The organism is Pseudomonas sp. LSJ-87, assembly GCF_032971465.1.
GTDB classification, from domain to species: Bacteria; Pseudomonadota; Gammaproteobacteria; order Pseudomonadales; family Pseudomonadaceae; genus Aquipseudomonas; species Aquipseudomonas putida_Z.
Genome location: NZ_JAWJYQ010000006.1, coordinates 245,511 through 258,460 on the forward strand (window position 1 = coordinate 245,511; position 12,950 = coordinate 258,460).

At 66.5% G+C, this 12,950-nt stretch carries 9 protein-coding genes; 7 read left to right on the top strand and 2 right to left on the bottom strand.

Annotated elements, in window-relative coordinates:
* Window positions 1–377 precede the first annotated feature (377 nt).
* Genes RYH74_RS07495 through RYH74_RS07510 form a run of 4 tightly spaced genes read left to right on the top strand, consistent with a single transcriptional unit; the run spans window position 378 to window position 5,975 of the window.
* On the top strand, window positions 378–2,288 hold the full coding sequence (locus RYH74_RS07495; RefSeq protein ID WP_075045053.1) for a sigma-54-dependent Fis family transcriptional regulator: 1,911 nt from the start codon (window positions 378–380) through the stop codon (window positions 2,286–2,288).
* A 1-nt stretch (window position 2,289) separates the two neighbouring features.
* Entirely contained in the window at window positions 2,290–4,023 is a 1,734-nt protein-coding gene (locus tag RYH74_RS07500) for an ABC transporter ATP-binding protein (RefSeq protein WP_317409184.1), read from the top strand.
* Window positions 4,013–4,690 (top strand): hypothetical protein, encoded by a 678-nt coding sequence (locus tag RYH74_RS07505; protein ID WP_015270573.1) that lies wholly within the window; start codon window positions 4,013–4,015, stop codon window positions 4,688–4,690. Before RYH74_RS07500 ends, RYH74_RS07505 begins: the two co-directional genes overlap by 11 nt.
* Window positions 4,683–5,975, top strand: a complete 1,293-nt coding sequence (locus RYH74_RS07510) for an NAD(P)/FAD-dependent oxidoreductase (RefSeq protein WP_317409185.1) — start codon at window positions 4,683–4,685, stop codon at window positions 5,973–5,975. The genes RYH74_RS07505 and RYH74_RS07510 overlap by 8 nt, the downstream gene beginning before the upstream one ends.
* 119 nt (window positions 5,976–6,094) lie before the next feature.
* On the opposite strand, the gene RYH74_RS07515 is transcribed toward RYH74_RS07510, so the two are convergent.
* Both RYH74_RS07515 and RYH74_RS07520 read right to left on the bottom strand, forming a co-directional pair.
* A complete protein-coding gene (locus RYH74_RS07515; protein ID WP_085615438.1) occupies window positions 6,095–7,408 on the bottom strand; it encodes a hypothetical protein in 1,314 nt (437 codons plus the stop codon).
* A 152-nt stretch (window positions 7,409–7,560) separates the two neighbouring features.
* On the bottom strand, window positions 7,561–9,054 hold the full coding sequence (locus RYH74_RS07520) for an aldehyde dehydrogenase family protein (RefSeq protein WP_046614337.1): 1,494 nt from the start codon (window positions 9,052–9,054) through the stop codon (window positions 7,561–7,563).
* A 493-nt stretch (window positions 9,055–9,547) separates the two neighbouring features.
* On the opposite strand from RYH74_RS07520, the gene peaA reads away from it, so the two are divergent.
* The 3 genes from peaA to qhpC are packed head-to-tail and all read left to right on the top strand — an operon-like array spanning window position 9,548 to window position 12,918.
* Entirely contained in the window at window positions 9,548–11,113 is a 1,566-nt protein-coding gene (peaA, locus tag RYH74_RS07525) for a quinohemoprotein amine dehydrogenase subunit alpha (RefSeq protein ID WP_047934355.1), read from the top strand.
* A gap of 49 nt (window positions 11,114–11,162) precedes the next feature.
* Window positions 11,163–12,593, top strand: a complete 1,431-nt coding sequence (peaB, locus tag RYH74_RS07530; protein WP_013972844.1) for a quinohemoprotein amine dehydrogenase maturation protein — start codon at window positions 11,163–11,165, stop codon at window positions 12,591–12,593.
* 1 nt (window position 12,594) lies between these two features.
* Window positions 12,595–12,918, top strand: coding sequence for a quinohemoprotein amine dehydrogenase subunit gamma (gene qhpC / locus RYH74_RS07535; RefSeq protein WP_004375838.1), 324 nt, complete (start codon window positions 12,595–12,597; stop codon window positions 12,916–12,918).
* Window positions 12,919–12,950 lie beyond the last annotated feature (32 nt).

Here is a 12,950-nt window from a genome sequence, read left to right on the forward strand (position 1 = left end):
GCCCTATCAAAGCTGGTATCAAAGTTTCGAGGCACCCAATGAATCGCTGATACCGTTGCTCAATAGGAACCGTTGATACACCGTTGACCATCGTTGGAACCGAATTAACCCTACCCCTTGGAGTTCCATCACTTTCTGGCCGAGTCGCAAAACAGATCGAGCTCGACGGCCTTCTCGCGGGTGAACCCGTTCCCACAGAGCTTGTGCAAGCTTTCAGATCTTGAGCAAGGCGGCGCTCCTGCGTGTCCCTTTACGTAAACGTCACCATATGCCACCTTCTACCTCAGCCTGATGACGGCCAGGGATTTCTCCCGCACACTGCGGAAAATTCCCAAGCCCGTTCCCCGCCACCTAGCGGGGTACAGCCGGAGTAGAAAATGGCGCGACAACTAATAACAAACGCCCACGACCCGCTGCACGAATCCCGCCAGGCCCGCCTGAAGCTGGCCAGCGAAGGCGAGCTGCCACTGGGCATGCTGCGCGACGAGATCGATGCCTCCTGGCGCCGCAGCCTGGGCCATGGCCTGGACTGCCTGCAGGGCGAGCAGGTCGGCCTGGGCCTGGAGCAGGGCCACGACCTGCGCATGCTGCTGGAGCGCAACCGCCTGCTGGTCGACGCCGTTACCCCCGAACTGGACTACCTGGTCGCGCGCCAGGGCAAGGCCGGCATCGTCATTCTCGGCGACGCCCAGGCCAATGTGCTGGCCATCGAAGGGCAGAAGCACGTGCTGCAACGCGAGGGCCTGCGGGACCTGCACCCGGGTAGTTGCTGGAGCGAATCACTGCGTGGCACCAACGCGATCGGCACGGCAGTGGTGGAAGGCCGGCCGACCTTGATCAACTGCGGCGAACATTACCTCGACCGCCTCAGCCCGTTCTCCTGCACTTCGGTACCCCTGCGCGACCCGCGCGGCGAGGTGATCGGCGTGCTCGACATCACCCGTGAAGGGGTGATGGCGCAACCACAGGACAGCCTGTCGACACTGATGCTGGCGGCCGGCAACATAGAAAGCCGCATGTTCGGCCTGTGCCACCCGGAGCAATTGGTGCTGGCCTTCCACAGCCGCCCGCAATACCTCAACAGCGCCTGGCATGGCCTGCTGGCGCTGAGCCTGGACGGTGAAGTGCTGGCTGCCAACGACAGTGCCTGCCAGCTGTTGCAGGTGCCGCGCCATGAGCTGTTGGGCCGGCGCAGCAGCGACCTGCTGGGTGAACGGTCACCGGCCTTCATCGCCCGCCTGTGGCAGGGGGGGGTGAGCAGTGTGCAAACGGCCAAGGGCGAGTTCTACTTCCGCGCCCTGCAGTTGCCGCGCCACGGCCGGGTCAACGGCAGTACGCCGGTGAGCAAGCCGGCGTCGGGCAAGCAGTCGCCGGCGCTCGACGCGCTGGCCGGTGGCGACCCGCGCCTGGCGCGCAACCTGCGCATGGCCCGCCAGGGGCTGGGCAATGGCCTGCCGGTGCTGCTGCTGGGCGAGACCGGTACCGGCAAGGAGGTTGTCGCCCGGGCCCTGCACCAGGCCAGCCCGCGCGCTGACAAACCGTTCGTGGCCGTCAACTGCGCGGCCATCCCCGAAGGGCTGATCGAGTCCGAACTGTTCGGTTACCGTGAAGGCGCGTTCACCGGTTCGCGCCGGGGCGGCATGGTCGGCCGGCTGATGCAGGCCCATGGCGGCACGCTGTTCCTCGACGAAATCGGCGACATGCCGCTAGCGCTGCAGGCGCGCTTGTTGCGGGTACTGCAGGAACGGCGCGTGGCACCACTGGGGGCGGGCGACGAGCAGGACATCGACGTGGCATTGATCTGTGCCACGCACCGCGACCTCAAGCGCCTGGTGCAGGAGCAGCACTTCCGCGAAGACCTTTACTATCGAGTCAACGGCGTGTCGCTGCGCCTGCCGGCACTGCGCGAGCGTGATGACCTGGCGGCGATCATCCAGGGGCTGCTGGACAAGTCAGATGCCCGGGGCGTGACCTTGGACCCGGCCCTGACCGCGTTGCTCGAAGGCTTCGACTGGCCGGGCAACATCCGCCAGCTGGAAATGGTCGTGCGCACCGCGCTGGCCATGCGCGAGGACGGCGAGCAGGTGCTGACCCTCGATCACCTCACCGACTGCCTGCTGGACGAACTGGCCAGCGGCACTGCGCCTTCCGGCAGCCTCAAGGACAACGAGCTGGAGCTGATCCGTGGCGCCTTGGCGCGCCATCAGGGCAACGTGTCTGCAGCGGCCGAGGCGCTGGGTATCAGCCGGGCGACGCTGTACCGCAAGCTCAAACAGTTGCGCGGCTGACGTGGGCGGCCTGTTCGCCCGGCTGGTGGAGTCCAGCGACCCTGTGCTCATGCGCCAGGCGTTGGCCTGGCTGTATGGTTTCGTGCGCCCCCATCGACGTGCCATCGGCCTGTTGCTCGGTTTGTCGCTGGGCGCCTCGTTGCTGGCGCTGGCGCAACCCTGGCTGGTCAAGACGCTGATCGACGAGGGGCTGCTGGCCAAGGACTACCAGACCCTCTGGCACATGGCCGCGATCATGATCAGCGCGGGCCTGCTGGGTACCGTGCTGGCCGGGGTCAACCGTTACCTGCACACGCGCTTGTCGGGGCGCATTCTGTTTGCCCTGCGCGACGACCTTTACCGCCACCTTCAGCAGCTGTCGCCGACGTTCTACGGGCGGCGGCGCATCGGCGACATCCTTTCGCGGCTGGATGGCGATGTGGCGGAAATCCAGCGCTTTGCCGTGGATTCGCTGTTTTCGGCGGTGTCGGCGCTGATCGGCCTGGTAGGCGCGGTGGTGTTGATGCTGATGCTGTCGTGGCAACTGTCGCTGCTGCTGGCGCTGCTGGTGCCGATCGAAGTGCTGTGGCTGCGCTGGATGCGGCGCAAGGTGGAGCGCGAAGTACGCAACCTGCGCGAACGCTCGGCGGATGTGTCGTCGTTCCTGGTCGAAACCCTGCCGGCGATGAAGTTCATCCAGGCCGCCGGCCAGCAAGGCCGCGAGGCGGGGCGCCTGGACCAGTTGGGCCAGGGCTACATGCGCCAGCTGCTCAAGGTGCAGGTGACCGAATTCTTCACCCAGGCCATCCCTGGCACGCTGACCTCCTGGTGCCGCGCCTGCGCGTTCCTGGTCGGCGGTTGGTGGGTAATCCAGGGCACTTGGCAACTAGGTGCGCTGATCGCCTTTTCCACCTACATGGGCATGGCGGTAGGGCCGGTGCAGAGCCTGCTGGGCCTGTACGTGGCGGTGCAGCGCATGGCGGTGAGCCTGGGGCGGGTGATGGAACTGAAGCAGGAGACGGTGGCCGTGCTCCCGGCAGCCAACCCGCAGCCGATGCCCGACGGCCCGGGCGAATTGCGCCTCGAGGGGGTGAGCTTTGCCCACGAAGGGCGCCAGGGCGCGGTGCTGAACAACGTGCAGGTGTGCGTGCCGGGTGGCCTGAAGGTGGCCATCAGCGGTGCCTCGGGGGTGGGCAAGTCGACCCTGATCGACCTGCTGCAGCGCTTCTACGACCCGGACGCCGGGCGCATCCTGCTGGACGGCACCGACCTGCGCGAAATGGACCTGGCCGCGTTGCGCCGGCGCATTGCGGTGGTCAGCCAGGATATCGTGCTGTTCCGCGGCACCCTGGCACAGAACCTGGCCTACGGCGTGCCCGAGGCCAGCCGTGAGGAGCTGGAGCGGGTGGTGCGCCTGGCGCGGCTGGACAGCCTGGTCGACAGCCTGCCGCTGGGCCTGGACGGCCTGCTGGGTGAGCGTGGCCAGCAGTTGTCCGGTGGGCAGAAACAACGCATTGCCATTGCCCGCGCCGTGCTGCAAGCGCCGGCGATCCTGGTACTGGACGAGGCCACCTCGGCGGTGGACGAAGCCACCGAGCGCGAAGTGATCGCGGCCATCGACCAGCTGTTCGCCGGCCGCACGCGCATCCTGATCAGCCACCGTGCTTCGACCCTGGCCGATGCCGACCTGCACCTGCAGCTGCACGCTGGCCAGTTGCAGGTGCTGCCCGAGGAGGTGATCAAGCATGGGCACTGACGTGCGTGTTGGCGTGATCGACAGTGGTTGCACGCCGGAGCAGGCCAGCGCCTTGCTGGGCGCGCGCCGCTTCTGGCTGGAGGACGGCCAGTTGCGCGAAGGTGACATGCTGCCCGACCAGCTTGGGCACGGTAGCGCGGTGCTCGCCGGCTTGCAGCGGGAGGCCGGGCCGGTGCCCGTGCTGCTGGCCCAGGTTTTCGGCGCCCAGGCCAGCACCAGTGCCTTGCAGGTGGCGGCCGCGCTGCTGTGGCTGGTGGAGGCGGGGGTTACGCTGGTCAACCTCAGCCTTGGCCTGCAGCAGGACCGGCCTGTGTTGCACCAGGCCTGCGCCGAGGCTTTGGCCGCGGGTGTGCTGTTGTGCGCCTCCAGCCCGGCCCAGGGCGGGCCGGTGTATCCGGCCAGCTACCCCGGAGTGATCCGGGTTACCGGCGACGCCCGCTGTGCACCGGGCCAGTGGTCCTGGCTGGGTACCCGGCAGGCGGACTTCGGCGGCTATGTGGGCGCGGGCGGCAGGGCAGGCGCGAGCCTGGGCTGTGCGGCCCTGAGTGGCAGGATCGCTGCGTTGCTGCGTGATGAGCCGGGCATGGGCCACCAGCAGGTTCATGACTGGTTGCGCCACCACGCGGCGTTTACCGGCCCCGAGCGACGAGGTGCCGGCCATGGTTGAACCGCGCATCGTGGTGCTGGGGGCAGGCCCTGCGGGTGCGGCCACGGCCATTGGCTTGCGGCGGCTGGGCTATGCGGTGACGGTGGTGTCCGAGTGGCGCCGGTTCGCGGCGGTCGAAGGGGTTTCGCAGCGGGTGCTGGACGGTCTGCGCCACGCCGGCCTTGGCGGGGCGTTGAGCCAGGCGGCGATGCCGGCGACTCGGCAAGTGCACTGGAACGGCCAGCAGCTGCACCTGAATCAGGAGTTTCTGCTGGATCGGCAAAGGTTTGACCGGGCGCTGCGCGACGACCTTCAGCGTGCGGGTGTGAGCGTGGTCGAGGGGCGGGTGCGTGAGGTGGTTCGCGAAGTCGGTCATGGCATTCGCCTGGATGACGGGCAGGTACTGCAGGCCGATTTCCTGGTCGAAGCCCGAGGCCGCCAGGCACCGCTGGCCGCAGACCGCCTGCGCGGGCCGGAGACGGTCAGCTTGCTGAATGTCTGGCAGGCCGCTCCCGGGGCGCCCGCGTCGGCGGTGGAGAGCCTGGCGGATGGCTGGGCTTGGATGGCGCGCCTGGAAGACGGCCGCTGCTACTGGCAAGTCACCCTGGACGCCGCAGGGCTGCCGGGCAAGGCCGGGTTGGCGGATTATTGCGCGGCGCGGCGAGCCGACAGCGCGCTGGTGGCCGAGCTGTTCGATGCCAGGGCATTGGCGCCGGCAGAGGTGCATGCGCGCAGCAGCACCGCGATTCTGGCCGGTGAGTGCGTCGGGCAGGACTGGATACGCGTGGGCGATGCCGCGATGGCCGTTGACCCACTGTCGGGCAACGGGATCTTCCAGTCGCTGTCTTCGGCGCTGCAGGCGCCGGTGGTGATCAATACCTTGCTGCGCAGGCCCGAGCGGGCCGGGTTGGCGCGGCAGTTTCACCAGCAGCGGATCGAACAGCTGTTTTTGCGTTTTGCCCGGATCGGGCGGGACTTCTATGGGCAAGAGCAGGGTCGGGTGGGGCAGCCATTCTGGGCGCGGCGGCAGGGTTGGCCGGACATGCAGGCATTGCACGTGGCGGCGGACTGGAGCGCGGTGAGGGTCGAGCGGCGGCCGGTGTTGCGTGACGGGCTGGTGGATGAGGCCGAGGTGGTGGTAACGGCGGATCAGCCGTTGGGGGTGTGGCATTTGCAGGGGGTGGAGCTGGCGCCGGTGGTGCGGGGGCTGCGTAGCGGCCGACCTATCGAGGCAGTGTTGTCAGGCCTGCCAGGGGAGCAGCAGGTGATGGTGCGGCGGTGGTTGTTGGAGCTGGGCTTGGTTTGAGATTGCCGGGGCCGCTTTGCGGCCCTTTCGCCGGCAAGCCAGCTCCCACAGGTTGCCACAGAGCCGGAGGCTTGTATTGTACCTGTGGGAGCTGGCTTGCCGGCGATAGGGCCCTTGAATCAGAAGAATGTCCCGACGATCAGCTGCATGTAGGTCCCGGTATCCCGCCCGCCCAGCTGCGTCCCGCCATTGGCCGCGCTGCGCTCCGGCTTGTAGAACCCTACCAGCGGGCTGATCAGCAGGTGATCGTTGACCATCCATTCCACATACAGGTCCAGCTCCCGCCCGCCCAGGTTGCCTTGGTCGGTGTCCAGCGTATCGAAGTCGAAGTACAGCGCGCCGACGGTCAGGTTGTCCCGTGGCTTGCCCTTCAGCGCCACGTGGTGCACCTGGCTGTTGCTGTTGAACGGCCCGGCGTAGTTGGCTGCCACCTCACCCTGGAACCAGGTGCCATAGCCGCGGCTGAGGCCATAGAACAGCGGGTCGAAGTCTTCGGAAAAGCGGCTGTAGCGGTAGGTGGCGGTGGGGGACCAGGGCAGTTCGGAAAAGGTCCAGTTGCCTTCCAGGTACCAGGCGTTCTCCCGCCCGCCGGTTTTGTCCTGGGTCACGTACTCGGCGGCCAGCTCCAGGTCTTTCACCCCCAGGTTGCCACGCCCACGCAGGCTGGCGGTGTCCATGCCGTCGCGGTGTTCCAGGCCCATGATCTGCGCGTAGCGCTGGTCCACGTCGAGGCCGCGGATCCAGCTCAGGCCGACGGTGCCGGCGTCGGCGACATGCTCCAGGTTGGCCACCGCCAGCGAGGTGTCGGCCTGGTAGTGGTTGTCGGACTTCAGCCACATCAGGTCGCTGCGCCAGCCTTGCTTGCCGCCCAGGCGCAGCACGGCGGTGCGGTCGAAGGCCTTGCGTGCGGCCAGGTAGTAGGCGCCGCCGCGGTCGAAGTTGGCGCCCAGGTCGACCTTGCCCAGGTTCACCGGGTCGCCCTGGATCAGGAAGCCGTCGCCCAGGGTCACCACCTGGCGGCCGCCGGAAATGTCCACGCCGTCTTCGCCCAGGGCCGGGAACAGGTTGGCCGAGCGCCAGCCCAGGTACAGGTCTTCGATGGCGGTGCGGCGCTCGTCACCCAGGGTCAGGCCGGCGGCATCGCCGTCGCCCCAGGTGGCGGAGCTGAGCAGGTTGAAGGCGCCGTAGAGCGCGCCGCTGTCGGCCAGGGCCTGGCTGCCGCTGAGGCCATATTTGACGTAGCCTTCCTGCCAGGCGGTACTGCCGGGCTTGCGGTTGCCGGCCAGGTTGAAGCTTTCGTCGCTGTGGAAGGCGCCGAACAGGGCTTCGAGGTCGGCGTTGAGGGTGGTGCCGTCGTGGTTGTACAGCTCGTAGGCCTGGGTGACCGGGGCGGCGAACAGCAGGGCCAATGTGCAGGCGAGTTTGTGCCTCATGGTGTGCTCCATGTTTTTGTTGTTGTTTTCGGGTTGCCTGTGCAGGCCTCTTCGCGGGTGAACCCGCTCCCACAGGGACCCCACAGTGTTCGGGCCTGTGGTGATCCTGTGGGAGCGGGTTTACCCGCGAAAGGGCCGGTACAGGCTGAAGATCAGAGCTTGATCAACACCGACTTCAGCTCGGTGTAGTGCTCGATGGCAGCCGCCCCCATCTCACGGCCGACGCCGGACATCTTGTAGCCGCCAAAGGGCAAGGCAGGGTCGAGGGCGCTGTGGCAGTTGACCCACACCGACCCCGACTTGATGCGTGGGATCATCCGGTGCACGGCGGCCAGGTCGTTGGACCAGATGCTCGCACCCAGGCCATAGGGGTTGTCGTTGGCCATGCCGATCACTTCGTCGATGTCATCGAACGGCATCGCCACCAGCACCGGCCCGAAGATCTCTTCCTGCACCAGGCGGTGGCGCTGGTCGACATCGACGATCACTGTCGGCTTTACGAAGTAGCCCGGCCCGAAGCCTTCGCCACCGCAGGCGATGGTCGCGCCCAGCTCGCGGCCAAGCTCGATGTAGCCGGTGACGCGGTCCTGCTGCTTGGCCGAGATCAGCGGGCCCATCTGCACTGCCGGGTCCAGGCCGCTGCCCAGCTTCATGCCGTTGGCGATGCCGGCGATGTCGGCCACCACGTTGTCGAAGTGCTTGCGGTGCACGTACAGGCGGGACCCGGCACAGCACACCTGGCCCTGGTTGAAGAAGATCGCCGTGGCCGCGCCGGCCGCGGCTTCCTGCAGGTTGGCGTCGGGCATGACAATTGTCGGCGACTTGCCGCCGAGTTCCAGGGTGACGCGGGTCATGTTGTCCATGGCCGCCTTGCCGATCAGCTTGCCGACCTCGGTGGAGCCGGTGAAGGTCAGTTTGTCCACGCCGGGGTGGCGGCTGAGTGCGGCGCCAGCGTTCAGGCCGGTGCCGGTGACCACGTTGAACACGCCAGCCGGGTAGCCGGCTTCGTCCACCAGCTCAGCCAGCTTGAGCACGCTCAGCGGTGTTTCGTCGGCGGGCTTGAGCACTACGGTGCAACCGGTAGCCAGGGCCGGGCCGAGCTTCCAGCAGGCCAGCAGCAGCGGGAAGTTCCAGGCGACGATGGCGCCGACCACGCCCACTGCCTCGCGCCGCACGAAACCATGGAACTGGTCGTTGGGCATCAACGGCATCGAGGCTTCGACGGTGCTACCCTCGATCTTGGTGGCCCAGCCGGCCATGTAGCGCAGGAAGTCGATGGCCAGTTGCACGTCCATCACCTGGGCAACGGCGGCGCTCTTGCCGTTGTTCAGGCATTCCAGTTCGGCCAGCTGGCGGGCGTCGCGCTCCATCAGGTCGGCCAGGCGCCACAGCAGGTTCTGCCGTTCGCGCGGGCGCAGGCGGCTCCACGGCGAATCATCGAAGGCCTGGCGCGCGGCGCGCACGGCGCGGTCGACATCTTCGGCCTCGGCGGCGGGCACTTCACCCAGTACCTCGCCAGTGGCCGGGTTGCGGAACGACAGGGTGCGACCGCTGGCGGCGTCCTGCCAGTCGGCGCCGATGCGCATCTTCAGCTTGCGTTCGAGAAAGGCGCGGGTGGCGGGCAGGATGGGCAGTTCGGAAAGCATGGGACGGTGCCTCTTGTCATTGGATGTGACAGGCATAGGCGCAATGGGCGTGCCAAGGTCGGTAGATGGCCGCAAGCCGTTGAACGGGTTGGGTTTTGTCCTGGTGCAAGGTTGGGATTGCAGGGTTGCGCTGTTGCACATTGAGACGGTGTGAGACGGTGGTGAAACAGTGGCATCAAGGGCCAATCGCCGGCAAGCCAGCTCCCACAGGTTAACCACTGCCTTGAAGGCCTGTGCTGTACCTGTGGGAGCTGGCTTGCCGGCGATTGGCCTGCGCAGCAGGCCTTGTCTCAGGATGAAACACCCTGTCGCGAAATGGCACGCTGCAATTGGCCATACCTGCTGCTGGCCAAGGCCGGAAAACCGGCTAAAAGGTTGAAAGAAAACACTTTTACAGCACCTGGCACAGTTCCTGTATCACAACCGTCACATGCACACCTGCTGTACCAAAGCGTGCGAAAACGATAAGAACAACAACCGTGGAGGTCTGACCTTGAAGACGACTCGACTCCGGCGGCATGCGGGCAAACTGGCGCTGGTCGCCGCCGCGCTGCTGAGCACCCAGGCCATGGCGGCCGAGCAGGGCCCGAGCCTGTTGCAGAACAAGTGCATGGGGTGCCATATCCCCGAAGGCAACGACACCTACAGCCGTATCAGCCACCAGCGCAAGACGCCGGAAGGCTGGCTGATGAGCATCGCCCGCATGCAGGTGATGCACGGCCTGCAGATCAGCGACGACGACCGCCGCACCCTGGTCAAGTACCTGGCCGACAAGCAGGGCCTGGCGCCCAGCGAAACCGATGGCGTGCGTTATGCCATGGAGCGCCGGCTGAATACCGTCGAGCAGTTCGACACCCAGCTCAGCGAAACCTGTGGCCGTTGCCACTCCGGTGCCCGTGTCGCCTTGCAGCGGCGCCCGGCCAAGGAGTGGGAGCACTTGGTCAACTTCCATCTCGGCCAGTGGCCGTCCCTCGAATACCAGGCCCAGGCGCGTGACCGCGACTGGCTGCCGATCGCCCTGCAACAAGTGGTGCCGGACCTGGCCAAGCGCTACCCGCTGGAAAGCGCGGCCTGGGCCGAATGGCAGAAAGCCAGGCCCAAGGCCGATGCGCTGCCGGGCCAGTGGGCATTCAGCGGCCACATGCTGGCCAAGGGCGATGTACGCGGGGTGATGAGCGTCACGCCTGACCAGGGCGACACCTTCAAGGTCGAGGTCAAGGGCGCTTATGCCGACGGCACGCCGTTCAATGGCAGCGGGTCGGCGATCCTCTACAACGGCTATGAATGGCGTGGCAACGTCAAGGTTGGCGACGCCAACCTGCGCCAGGTGTTCGCCGCGCTGGATGGCGAAATGAAGGGCCGCATGTTCGAGGCCGAGCACGACGAGCGTGGCCTGGACTTCACCGCAGTGAAGGAGGGCAAGGCGCGCCTGCTGGCGGTACAACCGGCATTCATCAAGGCCGGTGGCGAAAGCGAGATCACCCTGGTCGGCAGTGGCCTGGCCGGCAAACCGGACCTGGGCGCTGGCGTGGAAGTGACCGAGGTGCTGGAGCAGACCCCGACCCTGGTACGGGTGAAGGCCCGCGCCGCGGCCGATGCCAAGCCTGGTCAGCGCGAAGTCGCCGTAGGGGCGCTCAAGGGCGTCAACCTGGCGGTGTACGACAAGGTCGAGGAAGTGAAGGTGGTGCCGGCGTTCTCCATCGCCCGCATCGGCGAAAACGGCGCCTCGGTGCCCAAGGTGCAGGGCCGCTTCGAGGCCGAAGCCTGGGGCAAGGACGCCAATGGCCAGCCGCTGCGCATCGGCTACCTGCCGGCCAGCTGGAAGGTCGAGCCGTTCAACGAGCGTGCGGTCGAAGACGAAGACGTCAAGTTCGCCGGGAAGATGCAGGCCGATGGCGTGTTCGTGCCAGGCGGTGCCGGCCCCAACCCGGAGCGCAAGATGATGACCAACAACGCCGGCAACCTGAAGGTCATCGCCACCCTGGCCGACGGTGGCCAGACTGGCGAAGGGCACATGATCGTCACCGTACAGCGCTGGAACAACCCGCCGCTGCCGTAACGGCAGGGGGCTTACGGTTTTCCAACGGATCGATTATCGGGAGGTCGCCATGGGCGCGCTACTGAACCTGGTCGAACGCAACCTGCATGAAGTGCAGGTCGACGCCGACCGCATGCTGTTCCATATCCCCAGCAGTTCGCTGTTCACCGCCGACGCGGTGACCGGCGGCATCATCGACACCCTGCGCCAGCAAGGCTGCTCGGCCGAGGAGCTGATGCAGCGCCTTGGCCAGCAGTTTGCCGGCAGCGATATCCAGGACACCCTGCGCGAGCTGATCGCGCTGGAACTGGTCAGCGACGGCTCGCCGCTGACCCCGGAAATCGCCCTCAAGCAGGTCGAGCGCACGGCGCTGAACACCGTGGTGCTCAACGTCAACACCGGCTGCAACCTCAGCTGCACCTACTGCTACAAGGAAGACCTGGACAAACCGTCCGCGGGCAAGAAGATGAGTACCGCCACCGCCGAGGCTTCGGTGGAGATGCTGCTCAAGGAGTCGCCCGACGAGCAGCGCTACAGCGTGGTGTTCTTTGGTGGCGAGCCGCTGTCCAACCGGCCACTGATCGAGCACATGGTCGCCTACTGCGAGCGGCGCTTCGCCGAGGCGGGCAAGCAGGTGGAGTTCATCATGACCACCAATGCCACCTTGCTCACCGAAGAGATCATCGACTGGCTCAATGCCCATCGCTTCGGCCTGTCGATCAGCATCGACGGCCCCAAGACCGTGCACGACCGCAACCGCATCACCGTGGGCGGGCAGGGCACCTATGACGTGGTGCGGCGCAAGGTCGACATGCTGCTGTCGCGCTACCACAGCCGCCCGGTGGGTGCGCGGGTCACGCTGACCCGTGGCATCACCGACGTCGAGACCATCTGGAACCACCTGTTCAACGAACTGGGCTTCGCTGAAGTCGGCTTTGCCCCGGTCACCTCCGGCGACATGGCCAACTTCAACCTCACCGGCGAAGAACTGGTGCAGGTGTTCGCCAACATGAAGGCGCTGGGCCGGCGGTACCTGGAGGCTGCGCTGGAGCACCGCAACATCGGCTTCTCCAACCTGCACCAGTTGATCACCGACATCCACGAAGGCCACAAGAAGGCCCTGCCGTGCGGCGCCGGGCTGAAGATGCTGGCCGTGGACCATGAGGGCGAGCTGAACCTGTGCCACCGCTTCACCGGCTCCAGCCTGCCGACCTTCGGCAATGTGCACCAGGGCGTGAAGCAGGCGCAGCTCAACGACTTCCTGTCGCAGCGCCTGGACCGCAGCAACACCGGCTGCGACAGCTGCCGCATCCGCAACCTGTGCTCCGGCGGCTGCTACCACGAAAGCTATGCCCGCTATGGCGACCCGCAGCACCCGACCTACCACTATTGCGAACTGATGCGCGACTGGGTCGACTTCGGCATCGAAGTCTACAGCCGCATCATGGCCGCCAACCCGGCCTTCATCGATCGCTACATCACCCCGCGGAAGGCGCACTGACATGAAGCACTTGAAGCCCCTGAACAACAAGGCGCGCATCCTCGAGCAGGCCGCCGCCGAAGACCGCGTCGAAGAAGTCATGGCCATGAGCGCAGTGGCGGGCTGCACCGCCACCACCGACCCGGGTTGGGAAGTGGACGCCTTTGGTGGCGTGAGCTCGCTGTGCCAGCCGATGGAGGCCGACCTGTATGGCTGCTCCGACCCTTGCTGGTGGCCGGCCCAGGTGCCGGACATGATGAGCACCTACCAGGACTGGAACGCCCAGGCGAGTAACTCGGCGGAAGACTGGCGCAACCTCGGCACCGTGTTCCCGAAAGACAAGTGACCGGCCCAACAAGAATGACAAGGGGAAACCGC

Excerpts from the sequence above, each read along its gene's own strand:
- RYH74_RS07520 (WP_046614337.1), bottom strand. The coding sequence starts at position 9,054 with ATGCTTTCCGAACTGCCCATCCTGCCCGCCACCCGCGCCTTTCTCGAA.
- RYH74_RS07495 (WP_075045053.1), top strand. The coding sequence starts at position 378 with ATGGCGCGACAACTAATAACAAACGCCCACGACCCGCTGCACGAATCC.
- peaB (WP_013972844.1), top strand. The coding sequence starts at position 11,163 with ATGGGCGCGCTACTGAACCTGGTCGAACGCAACCTGCATGAAGTGCAG.
- RYH74_RS07510 (WP_317409185.1), top strand. The coding sequence starts at position 4,683 with ATGGTTGAACCGCGCATCGTGGTGCTGGGGGCAGGCCCTGCGGGTGCG.
- RYH74_RS07505 (WP_015270573.1), top strand. The coding sequence starts at position 4,013 with ATGGGCACTGACGTGCGTGTTGGCGTGATCGACAGTGGTTGCACGCCG.
- qhpC (WP_004375838.1), top strand. The coding sequence starts at position 12,595 with ATGAAGCACTTGAAGCCCCTGAACAACAAGGCGCGCATCCTCGAGCAG.
- RYH74_RS07515 (WP_085615438.1), bottom strand. The coding sequence starts at position 7,408 with ATGAGGCACAAACTCGCCTGCACATTGGCCCTGCTGTTCGCCGCCCCG.